Source organism: Arcobacter roscoffensis, from assembly GCF_024267655.1.
GTDB classification, from domain to species: Bacteria; Campylobacterota; Campylobacteria; order Campylobacterales; family Arcobacteraceae; genus Arcobacter_B; species Arcobacter_B roscoffensis.
The window spans coordinates 2,607,627-2,626,515 of the sequence record NZ_CP100595.1 but is presented as its reverse complement, the minus strand read 5'-3'; the positions used below and the strand labels follow the sequence as shown (position 1 = coordinate 2,626,515).

The following is an 18,889-nucleotide window of genomic DNA, read 5'->3' as shown; positions in this document are numbered from 1 at the left end:
TGTTATATAATAGAGTATGTATTCTAACAAAATAAATATTAAATCACGACAAAAAAAAATTAATAATGTTAATGCAGATTATCCACTTTTCATTTTAGTGTCTTTATTGATTGTTACAAGTATTGTATTTTCATATTCTTTGACTATTTATACAGTTGAGTATTATGGATATAATCAATTTCATTTTTTTATTAGGCAAGCATTTGTAGGAGTTATTGGAATTTTATTAATGTGGGGATGCTCATTAATAGACCCTGATAAATTAATCAATAAAGTTGGTATGACACTATTCATAAGTTTTTTTATTTTAATGGCTATAATGCCAATTTTGCCAGCTTCCATGGTAACAGCATCTGGTGGAGCTAATAGATGGATAAGATTACCTGGATTTTCTCTATCTCCTGTAGAGTTTTTTAAAATTGGTTTTATATACTTTTTGTCATGGTCTTTTCATAGAAAAGTAATAGATCAACCAAGAAAGATAGGATTAAAAGATGAAGCTTTACTTTTAGCTCCTTATTTTTTAACATTTTTCATTGTTGTGTTTATAGTTGCTTTTCTACAAAAAGACTTAGGACAAGTTGTTTTACTTGGAGTTATATTAGTTGTTCTTCTTATCTTTGCTAATAGATCTTTTAAAATTTTTGTAGTTTTAGGTGGAGTTGCATTGATGGGACTTATTGGACTTATATTAGCTGCACCCCATCGAATCCAAAGGATTTATTCTTGGTGGGCAATGGTACAAGATGGTATTTTATCTGTAATGCCTTCTTGGGCAGAGAAGTATTTACGAATTGATGAATTACCAGAACCATATCAAGTGTCTCACTCATTAAATGCTATGCATAATGGTGGATTTTTTGGTCAAGGTATATCTAATGGTGATTTGAAACTTGGTTTTTTATCTGAGGTTCACACAGACTTCGTATTAGCTGGAATGACTGAAGAGATAGGATTAGTAGGTTTACTTATATTGGTGACCTTAATGTTTATTATTGTTTGGAGAATTTTTAAAATAAGTAGACGTGTAAGAAATCCAATTTATCATTTATTTACTTTAGGTGTTGCACTTATGATTATAATTGCATTTTTGATTAATTCTTATGGAATTTCAGGAATGATTCCAATTAAAGGTATTGCTGTTCCTTTCCTTTCCTATGGAGGTTCATCAATGCTTGCTATTTGTTTAGCTATGGGGCTTGTTTTGTCAATTAGTAGAGTTGTTGAAAAAGAAGATATTAAAAAAAGAAAGGTAAAAAATAAATGAGTAAATATATAGTGGTTACAGGAGGTGGTACTGGAGGTCACCTAAAAGTAGCAGATGCTTTTATTGAAGAACTTTATCAAAAAGGTTTCAATATTATATTTATTGGTTCAACAAATGGACAAGATAAACTTTGGTTTGAGAATGATAATAGAATAGATAAGAAAGTATTTTTAGATACAAAAGGTGTTGTAAATAAAAAAGGTATAGGAAAATTTTTATCTTTATTTAATATCTTAAAAAAGACATTTTATTGTTTAGGAATTTATTATAAATATAATATTTCAAAAGTTATATCTGTAGGTGGTTTTTCAGCTGCATCTGCTACTTTTGCTTCAATTTTTAAACCTTTTTGCAAACTTTTTATTCATGAACAAAATTCTAAAATGGGTAAATTAAATGAAATAACTTCAAAATTTGCAAGTACTGTTTATTCTTCTTTTCATGATTTCTCACCAATAAAAGATTATCCAGTATCTCATGAATTTTTTCATAAAGCAAGAATTAGAGATGAAGTTAAAACTATTGCATTTTTTGGTGGTTCTCAAGGTGCTATTGCAATAAATGACTTCGCCTTAAAATTAACACCCTTATTAATTAACAGAGGAATAAAAGTAATTCATCAAACTGGTAAAAATGATTACAAAAGAGTAAAAGAGTTTTATGAAAAAAATGATTTGAATGTAGATGTTTTTGATTTTACTAGAGATATAATTTCAAAAATGAATGAAGCAGATTTTGTAATAAGTAGAGCAGGGGCTTCAACACTTTGGGAAATGTGTGCTAATAATCTTCCTGCATACTTTGTACCTTATAAATATGCAGCTGCAAATCATCAATATTTTAATGCAAAGGATTTAGAATCTAAAAAAATGGCTTACATTTGTAATGAAGATGATTTAAATGAAAAAGAGTTTTTAAAAGTTCTAAATGACATAGATATAAAAGAGATAAGCAAAAGACTTAAATATTCAATTAAGCCTAATGCTGTGGAAAATATTGTTAAAGATATTATACAAAAATAGCTAAAAGAATTAACCCAAATACAATTCTATAAATACCAAAAGCAACAAAAGTGAAGTTTTCTAAAAACTTAATAAAAAGCTTTATTGCTAGGTATGCAACTATAAATGAAACTACAAAGCCTACAACTAAATTTAGTATATTGCCTGCTGCAAATAGTTCTTCATGATGTTTTAATAAGTCATAACCTGTTGTAGCACACATAACAGGAAAGGCTAATAGAAATGAAAATTCAGCACTTGTTTTTCTATTTAATTTTACTAACATAGCACCAATAATAGATGATCCTGCTCTACTTGTACCTGGTATTAAAGCAAATATTTGTGCAATACCAATCCACATAGCTTGTTTATAAGTTACGTCTTCTACATCATGAGTATGTGTTTCATTTTCATCGTAGAATTTTTCTACTATTAAGAAAACAATACCACCTATTATAAACATCCAAGCTACTATTTCAATTGAAAACATTGCTTTTACTTGATCTGCAAATATAAACCCAATTGTTGCTATTGGTAAAAATGATATAAAGACTTTTGTCCATAAACTAATATGTGAAAATGTAAACTTTGATGGGTAATTTAAAATTACGGCTAAAATTGCTGCAAATTGTATAATAACTTCAAAAGCTTTATTTACGTTTGACTGCTCTAAGCCTAAAAATTCACTTGCTACAATCAAGTGACCTGTTGATGAGATTGGCAAGAATTCCGTTAATCCTTCAATGATACCTAGTATGACAGTATCTAATACATCCATTTATAAACCTTTTTGTTTTGTTAATTTTAAAAAGAGTTTTAGTGCTCTTTTTTCTTTTATATTTAATTCATAATCTATTTTATCTAAATAATCTAAAATATTACTTGTTGAGATACCACTTCTTTTTGCATACTCTTTTAAAATATATTGAGGTATTTTTATTTTTCTTTTGTCAAAGTTTTTTGTAATTTTTGTAAGTAGTTTTTTATTTGAGTTAAAGCATAAAACTGCAAAAACAAAGGGTAAATTATATTTATCTTTCCATGTTTTTGCTAAATCAATAAAGTCTTTACTTTCATTATTGTGATAATATTTTAAAGCTTTATCTCCAATAATTACTTTCCCCTTAAGTTCTAAAACTTTTGCAAGTGCATTTGATGTATCACTTTGATAATCTTTTTCATACTCTCCTGGAACTAATAAAACTGATAGTACTTCATCTTTTGCCACAATTCCAAGGTTAAATCTTTTTTCATTTCTAGAAGCAATTGAAGAAATAAAAGCAGCGTCAACTTTTCTTTTTTTAAATTTTTTATTTATAGCAGAAGGATATGATTTTTTATAATTTATTATAGATTTAATTTGATTAGATTTAATATTTTTTTTTATATAAATATTAAAAGGTAATAGATTTATGAAATCAATTTTTGCAAATATCATTTGATTTTAGTCATCCTATTATTAAATTTAATTTGATATAATACTCAAAAATATGTAAAAAGGGGTTAAAGTGGTAAAGGTAGAATTTTTAGGACCTATTAATAAAGACTCACTAGAACTTGATATAAATAATCTTTCGCAATTAAGTGATATATTAAAAAATGATGAGCAAGTATCTACTTGGTTAGAAACATGCGCAGTTGCGATTAATGATACATTAGTGTCAAGTAAAGATGTAAGTTTAAATGATGGAGATAAGATCTCTTTATTACCTCCTGTTTGTGGAGGATGAAAAATGGATGACAAACTTATTTTATGTGAAGGGGCATTAAATGTAAATGACATTAATGCTAAATGGTTTAATGAGTTTAAAGAATCAAATTATGGAGCTATTATTACCTTTGTAGGTGTTGTAAGAGATGAAAATAGTATAGATGGTTTGTCTTTTGATATTTATGAACCAATTTTAAAGTCATGGTTTGAAGCATGGCAAAAAAAAGCAAATGAAAAAAACGCAGTTGTATTAATGGCACACTCAAAAGGTGATGTATTAAATCACGAAAGTTCATATATTGCAGCTGTTTGTTCTCCAAAAAGAAGAGTTGCCTTAGAGATGATTGATGAATTTGTTGAAGATTTTAAAGCACAAGCCCCAATTTGGAAATATGATATTTTAAATGGTCAAAGAGTATATGCAAAAGATAGAAGTACAGCTATTAATGGTGCAGGAATATTAAGCTAATGAGAGTTGATTTACATAATCATACTATTCTTTGTAATCATGCAAATGGAACTGTAGAAGAGTATATAAAAAAAGCAATTGAACTAGAAATTGATGTATATGGTTTTACTGATCATGCACCAATGGATTTTGATCCTAAATATAGAATGGCAATTGACTATAAAGAATTCTATGAAAGTACTATTCTTCATTTTAAAAAAAAGTATGAAAAAGATATAAATATTCTATTAGGATATGAAGTAGATTTCATGCAAAATATCCCGATGCTTGATGAAGTTCTAAATGCAAAAGTTGATTACTTAATAGGTTCTATTCATTTTTTAGAATCAAAAAAAGATACAGATGGTAATGAACCTTGGGGCTTTGATAATCCAGAGTTTATTGGAAAATATAAAAAGAAAAATATTGATGATATTTGGATTGATTATTTTGAAGCAGTGAGGTTACTTGCTAAATGTGGAAAGTTTGACATAGTAGGACATTTAGATTTAATAAAAGTATTTAAGTTTTTACCTAATAAAGATATTAAATCAATAGCTTATGATGCAATGAAGCAAATTAAACAATCAAATATGGTTATTGAAATAAATAGTGCAGGTCTGAGAAAACCAATTGAACAACCTTACCCTTCAAAGGAATTACTAGAGTTGGCCTTTGAGTTAGATATACCTATTACTTTCTCATCTGATGCACATAATGTTGATCAAATTGGTTTTGCATATGATGATGTAACTAGTCTTGCTAAGAAAATTGGTTATTCAAAGTGTATGTACTTCAGTAACAGAGATAAAATTGAAGTAGCATTTTAAAGTATATTTGTAAAAAAGTATAATATTTTATACTATTGTATATTTTTTATACAGTATTTTTATCTTAGTTTTTTTTATTTTTGATACAATATTTACATTAATTATTTCAAGGAGTTAAAACTATGGGTAAGTTTGTAAACAATACTGAAGAGTTTTTTAAATATTGTGAAGAAAATGAAGTAAAATTTGTAGATTTTAGATTTTCAGATATGAAGGGAATGTGGCATCACATTTCATATATGATGAGTGCTGTTACTGAAGACCAATTAGAATTAGGTATGCCTTTTGATGGTTCATCTGTTGATGCATGGCAACCAATTAATAAATCGGATATGATTTTAAAGCCAGATGTTGAAACTGCTTTCTTAGATCCATTTACAGCTGATTCTACAATCATTGTAATTTGTGATGTTTATGACATTTATAAGGGTGATATGTATGAAAAATGTCCAAGATCTATTGCTAAAAAAGCATTAACTCATTTAAGTGAGTCTGGTGTTGGTGATGTTGCATACTTTGGACCTGAAAATGAATTCTTTATCTTTGATGATGTAAAAATTGTTGATAATATTAATGAGTCATACTTTAAAGTTGATTCAGAAGAGGGTGAATGGGCGTCTTCAACTGATTATGAATTAGGAAACATGGGTCATAGACCAGGAACTAAAGGTGGTTATTTCCCAGTTCAACCAACAGATTCAATGGTTGATTTAAGAGCTGAAATGATGCTAGTATTAGAGCAAGTAGGATTAGAGGTTGTTTTAGGACACCACGAAGTTGCACAAGCTCAAGGTGAAATTGGTATCGTATTTGGAGATTTAATTGAAGCTGCTGATAATGTACAAAAATATAAATACGTTTGTAAAATGGTTGCACATTTAAATGGTAAATCTTGTACATTTATGCCTAAGCCATTATTTGGTGATAATGGAAATGGTATGCACGTACATCAATCAATTTGGAAAGATGGTAAAAACTTATTCTATACAGAAGGTGAATATGGTAACCTTTCTGAAATGGCGAGACATTATGTAGGTGGAATCTTTAAACACGCTCGTGCAGTTGCTGCGTTTACTAACCCATCAACAAACTCTTACAAAAGATTAATTCCAGGATTTGAAGCTCCTTCAATCTTAACTTACTCATCTCAAAACAGATCTGCTTCTTGTAGAGTTCCTTATGGAGCTGGTGAAAAAGCAACTAGAATTGAAATGAGATTCCCAGATTCTACAGCTTGTCCTTATTTAGCATTTGCTGCTATGTTAATGGCTGGTCTTGATGGAATAGCAAACAAAGTTGAGCCTATTGGTCCAATGGATGAAGATTTATTTGAAATGCCATTAGATGAAATTAGAGAAAGAGAAATACCTCAAATGCCTCATACTTTAAGAGGTTCTTTAGAAGCATTAATTAGAGATAATGATTTCTTAAAACCTGTATTTACTCAAGAAATGGTAGATACATACCAACACTATAAATTTGAAACACAAGTTTGGCCAGACGAGTCTAGACCAACTGCATTTGAATTTAAATCAACTTACTCTTGTTAATTATAACTTCAGTATAATAAAAAAGGCAAGTTCATTTGAACTTGCCTTTTTTTATGTTAAATATATTAGAAGTTACTAATTGAAAATTAAGTAATAAAGTTTTAAAACTCTATTACTTCTTGTTGGGGATCTTCAGGAATAATATTTACTTCTATTTCCGGTAATGGAGATTTGTCTGTATAGTATTCTAATTTACCATTGATTTTTGATTGATAAACATTTGCAGGTTTCTCAAATCTTCTTGGAATTTCAGGATGTATTTTTAAATATTCTTTATAAAAATGTGCAAAAGCTGGCGTTGGAGTTTTTCCTCCTGTTTCACTTCTTCTCATTGGAGTATTGTCATCTTTCCCAAACCATACTATAGTTTGAATTGATGGTGAATATCCACAGAACCACGCATCAACATTGTCATTTGTTGTTCCTGTTTTACCTGCAAGCTCAATTCCATCAACTTGTGCTCCTCTTCCTGTCCCTTTTTTTACTACATCATTTAATATTGATGTAATAAGATAAGTTTGTTCAGGTGAGTTTAATTCTCTTGTTTGAGGTTCAAAAGTAACTTTTTCGCCATCTCTATTTGTAATAGATTCAATAATATAAGGTTTTACGATAGTTCCATGATTTGCAAAAGCACTAAAATATTCACTTAATTGTAAAGGAGATACAGACATTGAACCAAGTGTAATTGATAAGTCATTTGGCATTCCTTTAAAACCATAATCTTCTAATGCTTGATACATTACACCAGTACCTGTATCTGTCACAAGATTAACTGTTGATAGATTTCTTGATTGAACAAGAGAATCTCTTAAATTAATAAAGCCTTTAAATCTTCCTCCATAATTTTTTGGTTGCCATTTTTTATCATTACCGTTTGCATCTTTATAATCATATGTTCTTGAAATATCAACTAATTTTGATGCCGGATTTAATCCTTCATTTAAAGCAGTTTGATAAAGAAAAGGCTTAATAGCAGAACCAGGTTGCCTTCTTGCTTGCACAGCTCTATTAAACATAGATGTTTTATAATCAATTCCACCAACTAAAGCTAAAATCTTTCCAGTACTACTATCAATTGAAACTAATGCACCATTTAGCTTTTTTATATAGTAATCATTATCTAAATCTTTTTCTTTTTTTCTATAAGCTTCATCTCTTTCTAACGCTTTTTCATATGCTTTATTTAAAGCTTCTTTTGCAATATCTTGTGCATCTAAATCAATAGTAAGTTTTATATTATAACCACCATATTGAATATCAGGAACATCATCTTTTAAAAGTTTTAAGACATAGTCAATAATATATGGAGCTTTATTTTTCGTTAGAGTTTGACTATAAACTTTTGGTGTTTCTTTTATTGATCTTTCATATTGTTCTTTATTTATCCAACCTAATGTATTTAATCTTGTAATAACTTGATTTGCTCTTGCTAATGAAATCTTTAAATTTTTTGTAGGATCATAAAAACTAGGAGCTCTAGGAAGTCCCACTAAAATACTCATTTCTTTTAAAGTTAATTCATATAAATCTTTTTTGAAATAACCTTTTGCAGCTGTTTTAATACCATAGTATCCATGACCAAAGTATACATTATTTAAGTATCTTTCTAAAATTTCTTCTTTAGTAAGCATTGTTTCAAGTCTAATTGAAAGTAGGGCTTCTTTAATTTTTCTAATTAACTTCTTTTCTCTTGATAAAACTAACATTTTCACAAGTTGTTGAGTAAGAGTACTAGCTCCTTCAACATACCCACCTGCTTTAATATTTTTAATCATTGCTCTTGATATGGCATCAAGGTTTACTCCATGATGCTCAAAAAATTGAGTATCTTCAATTGCAATCAATCCTTCAATAATTCTTGCAGGTATATCATCATAGTTTACATATTCTCTGTTTTCACCTTTGAATATATTTGCTATTAATCTTCCATCTTTATCATAAAATTGTGTACTTTGCTTTGGATTGTAATTAATAACTTTGTCAACATCGTGTTTTATTTCATCATATAAAGTATATAGCCAACCTAATGTTGCTAATCCTACTATTACGAAGAAAGCAAATATATATTTAATCATATTTATTTCCTGAAATCCTTATTTTTAAAATTTGAATCAATTAATTTTTTAGTATAGTCATTGTTTGGCTTATTTAAAATTTCTTTTGTTGAACCTTTTTCAACTATTCTTCCTTTATTTATTATGACTATATTTTCACATAAGTCTTTTATTGATTCTATATCATGAGTAACAAAAAGTATAAGTATATTTAATCTTTTTACTAACTGATCAACTAACTTTATTATATTTTCTTTATTTTTTACATCTAAAGCTGTAGTTGGCTCATCAAGTAGTAATAGTTTTATATCTTTACTCAAGGCAATTGCAATTATAACTCTTTGAATTTGACCTCCACTTAATTGACTAGGAAATTTATTTAAAACTTCATCATTTAAATCAACCAACTTTAAAAGGTCTTGTTGTTTCTTTTTTGAGCAAAAAAATTGCTTAGAGATTTTTGTCATAGGCGATAGAGAAGTAAATGGGTTTTGTGGAATTAATCCTATAGTTTCGCTATTTAAAGTAAAATTGCTATTTATATCTTTTTTTAAGTTTAAAGAGTCTGGAAGTAGATTTAGTAAGCTTTTTAAAGTTAAAGACTTTCCACTTCCACTCTCTCCAATTAAGGCAGTCGAGCTATTAATATTAAAAGATATATCTACTAAGATATTATCATTATTAGAAATTTTTAGTTTTTTAATATCAAGCTTGTACATAGTAAATTAAACTAATGCCTCATCCATTTCTTCAGGAATTTCTAAATTCATAAGTTTTAAAACGGTTGGTGCTATATTATTTAAACTACCATTTTTTACTTTTTTTACTTCTTTTGCAACAACAAAACAAAAAACATCTCCTACTGTATGATTTGTTAAAGTATTTCCATCTTCATCTCTCATCATTTCACAGTTACCATGATCTGATGTTAATACAAGATTATAATCTTTTTGTTTTGCTTTTTCTAAAATAAGACCTAATTCTTTATCTACAGCTTCAACAGCTTTTATACCAGCTTCAAAAACTCCTGTATGTCCAACCATATCACCATTTGCAAAGTTTACAACAATAAAGTCTGTATCCTCATCCATAGCCTTTATTACAGCCTCTCCTACTTGCGGAGCACTCATTTCAGGTTGTAAATCATAAGTTGCAACACTTGGAGAAGGTATTAAAACTCTACTTTCATTTAATAATGGTTCTTCAACTCCACCATTAAAGAAAAACGTAACATGCGCATATTTTTCTGTTTCTGCTGTGTGAAGTTGCTTTAATCCTGCATTTGAAATAACTTCTGCTAAAGTATTTTTCGGTGCTTCTTTTGGAAATAGTACAGGTAATGGCAGGTTCTTATCATATTGTGTCATTGTTGCAAGATTTAATTTATTCGCAAATCTTGGAAAGGCAGAAAAATTTTCATCACCAAGTGCAGATGATAATTCTCTCATTCTATCACTTCTAAAATTACAGAAAATAATTCCATCATTTTCTTTCAAACCATTATATCCTTCAAAAGCACATGGAATTAAAAACTCATCATATATATCTTCTTTGTATGAATCATTTACATAATCAGTAGGAGACTTATTTGTTTTTGGTAAACCAAGAGCAATTGCATCATGACCTTTTTGAACTCTATCCCATCTTTGGTCTCTATCCATAGAGTAATATCTTCCAGAAATTGTTGCTATATTGATATCTTCATCACAAATATCTATTATTTCTTGTACATATTTATTAGCACAATCAGGTGCAACGTCTCTACCATCAGTGATTATATGAATAAATACTTTTTTATTATTAGACTTTGCAATTTTTGCCATGCCTATAATATGTTCAATATGAGAGTGAACTCCGCCATCACTTAAAAGTCCTACTAAATGTATATCATTTGATTTATCTAATGTATCTTTTAATACACTATTATCTTTTAAAGTATTCTCTTCTAATGCAATATTGATTTTTACTAAATCTTGATATAAAGTTCTACCACTTCCAATTGTCATATGTCCAACTTCTGAATTTCCCATTTGTCCATCAGGTAATCCTACGTGTTTACCATATGTATGAATATACGAAAATGGTGTATTTTCAAATAAATAATCGTAAGTAGGAGTATGTGCATTTGAGAAAGCATTGAAGTCATTAGAATCATTGTGACCAATACCATCAGTAATTACTAGAATTGTCTTATTTGCCATTGTTTAAACCTTTTAAAAACTATAATATAATATAATCGCATGGATTATATCAAAATATAGGAATATGTTTGCTGAAAACATATCATCTATTTTAATACAAAATGAAGGTTTAAATTGTTTTATTGGTTTTACAGACACCTAGATATTAATATCTTTCAATATATATCAGTAAGAGCTGGTATTAGTTTTTTTATTGCTTTTTTGCTTACAATGTATTTAATGCCTAAATTTATCGCTTGGGCTAAATCAAAAAAAGCATCTCAACCTATTTATGATTTAGCACCTGATTCACATAAAGTGAAAGTAGGAACACCTACTATGGGTGGCATTGTATTTATTATTGCTACTATTGTTGCAACTATATTAACAGCTAAATTAAATAACTTTTATATTGTTGGTGGACTTTTAACAATTGCTTTATTTTCACTTATTGGTATTCAAGATGATTATTCAAAAATATCAAATGACAAAAATGATGCAGGATTAAGTGCTAAAGGTAAGTTACTGCTTCAAATATTAAGTGCAATGATAGTAATTCTTGTTCTATATTTTTATGAACATACTACAACTTTATATACACCATTTTATAAACTTCCTTTATTTGATATGGGGATATTCTCTTTAGGCTTTTGGGTATTGGTATTAGTTGCTACTTCTAATGCTGTTAATTTAACGGACGGATTAGATGGTTTGGCTACAGTTCCTTCTATTATGGCATTTTTTACACTATCTGCTTTGGTATATGTTACAGGTCATGCAATAATTGCAGGCTATTTACTTCTTCCAAATATTCAAATTGCAGGAGAACTAGCTGTAATGGGTGCAGCAATTTCAGGAGCTCTAATAGCATTCTTATGGTTTAACTCTCATCCTGCACAAGTATTCATGGGTGATAGCGGTTCTCTTCCTATTGGAGCATTTATGGGATATATGGCAATAGTTGCTAAATCAGAAATACTATTATTACTAATAGGGTTTATTTTTGTACTAGAAACAGTATCTGTAATTTTACAAGTTGGGTCATATAAATTAAGACAAAAAAGAGTTTTTTTAATGGCACCTATTCATCATCATTTTGAGGAAAAGGGCTGGAAAGAAAATAAAATCATTGTTAGATTTTGGATTATATCTTTTATGACAAATCTTTTTGCATTAATGAGTTTAAAAATTAGGTAGAGCATGGATTATCAAAAAGAAATAAGAGTATTAGGCAAGGGCTTAACAGCCCAAGCAATTAAAGAAAAGTTCCCAAATGCTTTATTATATGATGAAAGTGATTTTCATCATTATGATAAACAAAGTAGTGAATTAACAGTTGTAAGTCCAGGTATTCCACCTCATAATGAGATGATTAAAAACTCTAAAAATATTATAAGTGATTATGATTTATTTAGTGAGAGTATGCCCTTTTCGATTTGGATAAGTGGAACAAATGGAAAAACAACTACAACACAAATGTGTCAACATATACTTAAAGAAAAAAATAGTGTATGTGGGGGTAACATAGGTACTCCAACATCAAAACTTCCACTTGATAGTGCCATATGGATTCTAGAGACATCTTCTTTTACTTTTCATTATACAAATAAAGCAAAACCAAATCTATATTTACTTCTTCCAATATCAGAGGATCATATTTCATGGCATGGTTCATTTGAAGAGTACAAAAATGCAAAATTAAAACCAATATCAATGATGGGTGAGGGTGAAATAGCGATAATTCCAGAAGAATACTCATATATAAAAACTGATGCTAAGTTAATTACATATAAGAACAGTGATGATTTATGTGATAAATTCAATATTGACAAATCAAAGATAAAATTTAAAGAACCTTTTTTATTAGATGCTTTATTGGCATTATGTTCTAAAAAGATTCTTTTTGATGTAATTGATTATGAAAATATAAATACATATATTGTAGACAAGCATAAAGTAGAAGAGTTTAAAGATAATCATAATAGATTATGGATAGATGATAGTAAAGCTACAAATGTTGATGCAACTATAAATGCTCTTAGACCTTATAAAGAAGAAAAAATCCATTTAATTTTGGGTGGAGACGATAAAGGAGCTGATTTAAAACCACTTTTTGAGCATATTAAAGAGTATAATATTACAATTTATGCAATAGGAAGCAATACAAATAAACTAGTTTCTTTATCAAATGAATACAACTTAACTGCATATGAATGTAAAATTTTAGAAAACGCAGTAAAATTAATAGATAAATCACATAATCAAAAAAGCCTTGCAATGCTGTCTCCATCGGCTGCCTCTTTGGATCAATTTAACTCATACAAGCAAAGAGGAGAAGAATTTAAAAGATTGGTTTTTACTTTAAGGGAAAATTAATAAACTAATGTGTATACTTTCACTCCAATTTGAGAGGGTTCGATAGCTCAGTCGGTAGAGCAAAGGATTGAAAATCCTTGTGTCGGCAGTTCGATTCTGCCTCGAACCACCATTCAAATTTATTGGCGCTGGTGTAGCTCAGTTGGCTAGAGCAGCTGATTTGTAATCAGCAGGTCGGGGGTTCAAGTCCCTTCACCAGCTCCATTTTTTAATAATTGTCGTGCGTAAGTCTTGAAGACCAGCGCTTGACCAGAACAATAATTTTTTTATCGGTGAGGTTGGAGAGTGGTCAAATCCTGCGGATTGTAAATCCGCCGCCTACGGCTTCGAAGGTTCGAATCCTTCCCTCACCACCACTTAAATGATGCGGGAGTAGCTCAGTTGGCTAGAGCCTCTGCCTTCCAAGCAGATTGTCGCGAGTTCGAGTCTCGTCTCCCGCTCCATTTATTTTATTGTTTACTGGGAGCTGAGTTATAAGCACATATTTTTTATAACTCTATACATAAAACACTCCCATTAAAGTTAAATTTTAGTATTTTTTAAATATAATACACGTCACAAAACAAATAATAGTAATCCCCTCTGAATAGAGAAGCTAATGGGCTTATCTACTCAGAGGGCTATAACCACAAATTTAGAAGGGGAATTTTATGGCAAAAGAAAAATTCGAAAGATCGAAACCGCACGTAAATATCGGTACTATTGGTCACGTTGACCACGGTAAAACTACATTAACAGCAGCTATCACTATGTGTTTAGGGCTTAAGAATGGTCAAGCTACAATGGATTATGATCAAATTGATAATGCTCCAGAGGAAAGAGAAAGAGGAATTACTATTGCTACTTCTCACGTTGAGTATGAAACTGAAACTAGACACTACGCTCACGTAGATTGTCCAGGTCACGCCGATTATGTTAAGAACATGATTACAGGTGCTGCACAAATGGATGGTGCTATTTTAGTTATTGCTTCAACTGATGGACCAATGGCTCAAACAAGAGAGCATATCTTATTATCTAAGCAAGTTGGTGTTCCATACATCGTTGTATTCTTAAACAAAGAAGATCAATTAGATGACGAAGATAAAGAAGAAATGTTAGAATTAGTTGAAATGGAAGTAAGAGAATTACTTTCTGAGTATGACTTCCCAGGTGATGATACTCCAATCGTTGCAGGTTCTGCATTCCAAGCATTAGAAGAAGCTAAAGCTGGTACAGCTGGTGAATGGTCTGAAAAGATTTATAACTTAATGGCTGAAGTTGATGCTTATATTCCAACTCCAGAAAGATCTACTGATAAAGATTACTTAATGCCTGTTGAAGATGTATTCTCAATTGCAGGTAGAGGTACAGTTGTAACTGGTGCTATTAACCAAGGTACTGTTAGATTAGGTGATACTATTGAAATCGTTGGATTAAAAGATACTCAAACTACTACAGTTACAGGTATTGAAATGTTCAGAAAAGAAATGGATTACGCTGAAGCTGGTGATAATGCAGGTATTCTTTTAAGAGGTATTAAAAAAGAAGACGTACAAAGAGGACAAGTTCTTGTTAAGCCAGGATCTATTACTCCACATACTGTATTTAAAGGTGAGGTATATATCTTATCTAAAGAGGAAGGTGGTAGACACACTCCATTCTTCTCAGGATACAGACCACAATTTTATGTAAGAACAACAGACGTAACTGGTTCTTGTGCTTTACCAGAAGGTACTGAAATGGTTATGCCAGGTGATAATGTAGAAATGACTGTTACACTTGTTGCTCCAATTGCTCTTGATAAGGGAACTAAGTTCGCTATTAGAGAAGGTGGTAGAACTGTTGGTGCTGGTGTTGTTGCTGAAATCATCGAGTAAGGTTGATTAATGGCAAACGGAGTTAGAATCAAAATCGGATTAAAATGTCAAGAATGTGGTGATATTAACTACACAACGACAAAAAACCCTAAGACTCATACTGAAAAGTTTGAGACTAAGAAATATAGTCCTAGATTAAAAAAACACACTTTACACAAAGAAATAAAACTTAAGTCGTAAGACTTTATATCAAGGCTTGGAGACAAGCCTTGACTTACAGGTCAGTAGCTCCAATGGTAGAGCGCCGGATTCCAAATCCGACGGTTGTGGGTTCGAGTCCCTCCTGGCCTGCCATTTAAATTTTTTTAAAAGAAGTTTAGACTCCTTTTAAAAGAATTTACAAGCTTATTATCATCAAATCTGGAGTCAATTGTGAACAAATTAAAAAACTATTACAAGAATGCAAAAGAAGAACTTTCAAAAGTTATATTTCCTATTAAAGAGCAAATTAGATCTGCATATTTATCTGTATTTATTGTAGTAACTGTAATTTCACTATTTTTAGCATTAATTGACACAGTTATGTCTTTAAGCTTATCATCAATAATGAATTAAGGATAATAGAATATGGCACAAAAGTGGTATGCAATACAAACTTACTCAGGGAGTGAGTTATCTGTAAAAAGAGCATTAGAACAATTATCTGAAGAGATGAATGATGGTAAAATTGCTGAAGTTTTAGTACCTACAGAAGATTTAATAGAAATCAAAAAAGGTAAAAAAAATATAGTTGAAAGACCACTTTATCCTGCATATGCATTTGCTAAAATTGATTTAGACACTGCATTATGGCATAGAATTCAATCAATGCCTAGAGTTGGAAGGTTTATTGGTGAATCAAAAAAACCTACTCCTTTATCTGATAAAGATATTAATATGATTTTAGAAAAAGTTCAAAATAGAGCTGCTGCTAAACCAAAAGTTTCTTTTGATGAAGGTGAAATGGTAAGAATTAATGAAGGTCCATTTGCTAACTTTAATGGTATAGTAGAAGACTTTGATATGGCTTCTGGAATTTTAAAACTTAATGTTTCAATATTTGGAAGAAATACACCCGTTGAAATCTCTTATACACAAGTAGAAAGAGTAGCATAATATAATTTATTAGGCATTAGGCAAAAAAACTAGCTTCTTTAATAGTTTTCTTGCCTAATGCCTAAATACATTATAATCAATTTTTAAAAAGGAATAGCATGGCTAAAAAAGTAGAAGGTACACTTAAATTACAAATACCTGCTGGTGCAGCAAACCCATCACCACCAGTTGGACCTGCATTAGGTCAAAGAGGTATCAATATCATGGAATTCTGTAAAGCATTCAATGAAAAGACAAAAGATAAAGGTGGATTTAACATTCCTGTTGAAATCACAGTTTATTCAGATAAAAGTTTCACATTTGTAACTAAGCAACCACCAATGACAGATTTAATTAAAAAAGTTTCTGGTGTTAAAAAAGGTTCTGATAACCCTTTAAAAAACAAAATTGCAAAGTTAACTAAAGAACAAGTTTTAGAAATCGTTGATATGAAAATCGCTGATTTAAATACAGACGATAGAGAGCAAGCAGCTAAAATTGTTGCAGGTTCAGCTAGATCTATGGGTATTGAAACTGAAGCATAAGCTTTAGTTTCTTTAAAAAGTCTTACCACCGGACTTAAAAAGGCGGTAGCAAAATAAAATATTGCGGAGAATAAAATGGCAAAAATTTCAAAAAGATATAAATCATTATCAGAAAAAATTGAAGAAAAAAACTATGCTTTAGCAGAAGCTTGTGACTTATTAAAAGAATTAAAATCTGCTAAATTTGATGAATCAGTTGAAGTTGCATTAAACTTAAATGTAGATCCAAGACATGCTGACCAAATGATTAGAGGTGCTGTTGTACTTCCTAATGGTACTGGTAAAACTGTAAGAGTTGCAGTATTCGCTAAGGGTGCTAAAGTTGATGAAGCAAAAGCTGCAGGTGCTGATATTGTTGGTAACGATGATTTAGTAGAATCTGTTCAAGCTGGAAACATTGATTTTGATGTATTAATTGCAACTCCTGATTGTATGGGATTAGTTGGTAAACTAGGTAGAATCTTAGGACCAAAAGGTTTAATGCCTAACCCTAAAACTGGAACAGTAACTATGGATGTTACAAAAGCTGTTAATGATGCTAAAGGTGGACAAGTATCATATAGAGTTGATAAAAAAGGTAACATGCAAGCAGCAGTTGGAAAGATTTCTTTCTCAACAGAAGCTATAAAAGAAAATATTGAAGCATTTGTTAGTGCAATCAATAAAGCAAAACCAGCATCTGCAAAAGGTAGATACTTTACTAATGCAGCTGTATCATTAACAATGTCTCCATCAATTAAAATGGACACAAGTGAGTTAATGGACATTAAATAAGGATTTTTTCCTTATTTAATATAAACATTCAAAAGTGTTGATATCAAATCAATATTTTTGAGTGTTATTCAAAGCACTACATTAAAAACTGAAGATAGCCGGTTAGATACTACTCCAGTATCTTGTAAAACCTGCTGAAGTTGGATGTTTTGGAAGGAGATATATAAATGACTAAACAACAAAAATCAGAAATAATTGATTTCTTAACTGGTGAATTCAAAGAGTCTCAAGCTATCGTAGTTTGTGATTTTAACGGTGTATCACACAAAGAATTAGAAAGTTTAAGAATCGATGCTAGAGAAAATGGTGTTAAAGTTCAGGTTGCTAAAAATACTTTAGCTGCTGTTTCTGTTAAAAATGCAGAACTTGGTGATATCGAGTTAACTGGAAATAACATTTTCTTATGGTCTGAAGATCAAATTTCTGCTTGTAAAGTTGCTGATAAGTTCGCTACTGCTAATAAAGATAAGTTCGAAATTAAATCTGGTATCATTGAAGGTGAGATCGCTGATCTTGCTACGGTTATGGCATTCGCTAAATTACCATCTAGAGATGAACTTCTTGGTATGCTTGCTGCTACTTGGATGGCTCCAGTTCAGAACTTTACTATTGGGCTTGATGCTCTTGCAAAGAAAAAAGAAGAAGAGGCTGCTTAATAACTTAAGCAATTAATAAATATAAAATAAAATAAAAAAAATTAAGGAATAACGAAATGGCAATTTCTAAAGAAGACGTATTAGAATACATCTCTGGTTTATCTGTATTAGAGTTATCTGAATTAGTAAAAGAATTCGAAGAAAAATTTGGAGTATCTGCACAGCCTGTTGCTGTAGCTGGTGCTGCTGGTGGAGCTGCTGCTGAAGCTGCTGAAGAACAAACTGAGTTTGATGTTATCATTAAAGATGCTGGAGCTAAGAAAATTAACGTAATTAAAGTAATTAGAGCGTTAACTGGTCTTGGATTAAAAGAAGCAAAAGCAATGGCTGAAGAAGCTGGTGCTAAAGTAAAAGAAGGTGTTTCTAAAGATGACGCTGAAGCTGCAAAAGCTGAATTAGAAGGTGCTGGAGCTACTGTAGAATTAGCATAATTCTCCTCCCTATCTTACACACGTTACACAAGGCGACGGCCTTGTGTAAAGATTAGCATCTTTGAAGGCTAAGGTTAGAATTTACTCAAATTTTAACCCTATCCTTTATGGATGCTTTTGTGCTTTATAC

General features: G+C 30.3%; 21 protein-coding genes and 5 tRNA genes. 21 read left to right on the top strand and 5 right to left on the bottom strand.

Features of this window, described 5'->3' with window-relative positions:
- The first annotated feature begins 16 nt into the window (after window positions 1-16).
- Together NJU99_RS12515 and NJU99_RS12510 are read left to right on the top strand one after the other, a co-directional pair.
- Window positions 17-1,267: an FtsW/RodA/SpoVE family cell cycle protein gene (locus NJU99_RS12515; protein ID WP_254576243.1), complete on the top strand. Its 1,251-nt coding sequence runs from the start codon at window positions 17-19 to the stop codon at window positions 1,265-1,267.
- Window positions 1,264-2,289: a UDP-N-acetylglucosamine--N-acetylmuramyl-(pentapeptide) pyrophosphoryl-undecaprenol N-acetylglucosamine transferase gene (locus NJU99_RS12510; protein ID WP_254576242.1), complete on the top strand. Its 1,026-nt coding sequence runs from the start codon at window positions 1,264-1,266 to the stop codon at window positions 2,287-2,289. Before NJU99_RS12515 ends, NJU99_RS12510 begins: the two co-directional genes overlap by 4 nt.
- On the opposite strand, the gene NJU99_RS12505 is transcribed toward NJU99_RS12510, so the two are convergent.
- Window positions 2,276-3,046, bottom strand: a complete 771-nt coding sequence (locus tag NJU99_RS12505) for an undecaprenyl-diphosphate phosphatase (RefSeq protein WP_254576241.1) — start codon at window positions 3,044-3,046, stop codon at window positions 2,276-2,278. The two genes, NJU99_RS12510 and NJU99_RS12505, sit on opposite strands and share 14 nt — an antisense overlap.
- Window positions 3,047-3,706 carry an MqnA/MqnD/SBP family protein gene (locus tag NJU99_RS12500; RefSeq protein WP_254576240.1) on the bottom strand — a complete coding sequence of 220 codons (660 nt, stop codon included), beginning with the start codon at window positions 3,704-3,706 and terminating at the stop codon, window positions 3,047-3,049. It lies immediately after the preceding gene.
- 70 nt (window positions 3,707-3,776) lie between these two features.
- On the opposite strand from NJU99_RS12500, the gene NJU99_RS12495 reads away from it, so the two are divergent.
- The 4 genes from NJU99_RS12495 (at window position 3,777) to glnA (ending at window position 6,807) form a co-directional block, all read left to right on the top strand.
- On the top strand, window positions 3,777-3,998 hold the full coding sequence (locus tag NJU99_RS12495) for a MoaD/ThiS family protein (protein WP_254576239.1): 222 nt from the start codon (window positions 3,777-3,779) through the stop codon (window positions 3,996-3,998).
- A gap of 3 nt (window positions 3,999-4,001) precedes the next feature.
- Complete coding sequence (locus NJU99_RS12490) at window positions 4,002-4,448, top strand: molybdopterin synthase catalytic subunit (RefSeq protein ID WP_254576238.1); 447 nt, start codon at window positions 4,002-4,004, stop codon at window positions 4,446-4,448.
- Window positions 4,448-5,257, top strand: a complete 810-nt coding sequence (locus tag NJU99_RS12485) for a histidinol-phosphatase (protein WP_254576237.1) — start codon at window positions 4,448-4,450, stop codon at window positions 5,255-5,257. The genes NJU99_RS12490 and NJU99_RS12485 overlap by 1 nt, the downstream gene beginning before the upstream one ends.
- Before the next feature lie 122 nt (window positions 5,258-5,379).
- Complete coding sequence (glnA, locus tag NJU99_RS12480) at window positions 5,380-6,807, top strand: type I glutamate--ammonia ligase (RefSeq protein ID WP_254576236.1); 1,428 nt, start codon at window positions 5,380-5,382, stop codon at window positions 6,805-6,807.
- Window positions 6,808-6,908: 101 nt separating this feature from the next.
- On the opposite strand, the gene NJU99_RS12475 is transcribed toward glnA, so the two are convergent.
- The 3 genes from NJU99_RS12475 to gpmI are packed head-to-tail and all read right to left on the bottom strand — an operon-like array spanning window position 6,909 to window position 11,065.
- A complete protein-coding gene (locus tag NJU99_RS12475; RefSeq protein WP_254576235.1) occupies window positions 6,909-8,885 on the bottom strand; it encodes a transglycosylase domain-containing protein in 1,977 nt (658 codons plus the stop codon).
- Window positions 8,886-8,887: 2 nt separating this feature from the next.
- Entirely contained in the window at window positions 8,888-9,583 is a 696-nt protein-coding gene (locus tag NJU99_RS12470; protein WP_254576234.1) for an ATP-binding cassette domain-containing protein, read from the bottom strand.
- A 6-nt stretch (window positions 9,584-9,589) separates the two neighbouring features.
- On the bottom strand, window positions 9,590-11,065 hold the full coding sequence (gpmI, locus tag NJU99_RS12465) for a 2,3-bisphosphoglycerate-independent phosphoglycerate mutase (RefSeq protein ID WP_254576233.1): 1,476 nt from the start codon (window positions 11,063-11,065) through the stop codon (window positions 9,590-9,592).
- A 114-nt stretch (window positions 11,066-11,179) separates the two neighbouring features.
- Between gpmI and mraY the strand changes: the two genes are divergently transcribed.
- The 15 genes from mraY to rplL all read left to right on the top strand — a co-directional run bounded on the left by mraY (window position 11,180) and on the right by rplL (window position 18,759).
- On the top strand, window positions 11,180-12,241 hold the full coding sequence (gene mraY / locus NJU99_RS12460; RefSeq protein ID WP_254576232.1) for a phospho-N-acetylmuramoyl-pentapeptide-transferase: 1,062 nt from the start codon (window positions 11,180-11,182) through the stop codon (window positions 12,239-12,241).
- A gap of 3 nt (window positions 12,242-12,244) precedes the next feature.
- Window positions 12,245-13,420, top strand: coding sequence for a UDP-N-acetylmuramoyl-L-alanine--D-glutamate ligase (gene murD, locus NJU99_RS12455; RefSeq protein WP_254576231.1), 1,176 nt, complete (start codon window positions 12,245-12,247; stop codon window positions 13,418-13,420).
- A gap of 36 nt (window positions 13,421-13,456) precedes the next feature.
- Window positions 13,457-13,532 (top strand) — tRNA-Phe (locus NJU99_RS12450).
- Window positions 13,533-13,547: 15 nt separating this feature from the next.
- A tRNA-Thr gene (locus tag NJU99_RS12445) sits at window positions 13,548-13,624 on the top strand.
- A 67-nt stretch (window positions 13,625-13,691) separates the two neighbouring features.
- Window positions 13,692-13,776 (top strand) — tRNA-Tyr (locus NJU99_RS12440).
- A 10-nt stretch (window positions 13,777-13,786) separates the two neighbouring features.
- Window positions 13,787-13,863 (top strand) — tRNA-Gly (locus NJU99_RS12435).
- Window positions 13,864-14,070: 207 nt separating this feature from the next.
- On the top strand, window positions 14,071-15,279 hold the full coding sequence (gene tuf, locus NJU99_RS12430) for an elongation factor Tu (RefSeq protein WP_254576230.1): 1,209 nt from the start codon (window positions 14,071-14,073) through the stop codon (window positions 15,277-15,279).
- Between the two features lie 9 nt (window positions 15,280-15,288).
- Entirely contained in the window at window positions 15,289-15,459 is a 171-nt protein-coding gene (rpmG, locus tag NJU99_RS12425) for a 50S ribosomal protein L33 (RefSeq protein ID WP_254576229.1), read from the top strand.
- A gap of 38 nt (window positions 15,460-15,497) precedes the next feature.
- Window positions 15,498-15,573: transfer RNA gene (locus tag NJU99_RS12420), tRNA-Trp, on the top strand.
- Window positions 15,574-15,651: 78 nt separating this feature from the next.
- Window positions 15,652-15,834: a preprotein translocase subunit SecE gene (gene secE, locus NJU99_RS12415; RefSeq protein WP_254576228.1), complete on the top strand. Its 183-nt coding sequence runs from the start codon at window positions 15,652-15,654 to the stop codon at window positions 15,832-15,834.
- Window positions 15,835-15,846: 12 nt separating this feature from the next.
- Window positions 15,847-16,374: a transcription termination/antitermination protein NusG gene (gene nusG, locus NJU99_RS12410; protein WP_254576227.1), complete on the top strand. Its 528-nt coding sequence runs from the start codon at window positions 15,847-15,849 to the stop codon at window positions 16,372-16,374.
- A 98-nt stretch (window positions 16,375-16,472) separates the two neighbouring features.
- Complete coding sequence (rplK, locus tag NJU99_RS12405; protein ID WP_254576226.1) at window positions 16,473-16,898, top strand: 50S ribosomal protein L11; 426 nt, start codon at window positions 16,473-16,475, stop codon at window positions 16,896-16,898.
- Window positions 16,899-16,973: 75 nt separating this feature from the next.
- Window positions 16,974-17,672, top strand: coding sequence for a 50S ribosomal protein L1 (gene rplA / locus NJU99_RS12400; RefSeq protein WP_254576225.1), 699 nt, complete (start codon window positions 16,974-16,976; stop codon window positions 17,670-17,672).
- Window positions 17,673-17,839: 167 nt separating this feature from the next.
- Entirely contained in the window at window positions 17,840-18,328 is a 489-nt protein-coding gene (gene rplJ, locus NJU99_RS12395; RefSeq protein ID WP_254576224.1) for a 50S ribosomal protein L10, read from the top strand.
- A gap of 56 nt (window positions 18,329-18,384) precedes the next feature.
- Entirely contained in the window at window positions 18,385-18,759 is a 375-nt protein-coding gene (rplL, locus tag NJU99_RS12390) for a 50S ribosomal protein L7/L12 (protein WP_254576223.1), read from the top strand.
- The last annotated feature ends 130 nt before the right edge of the window (window positions 18,760-18,889 follow it).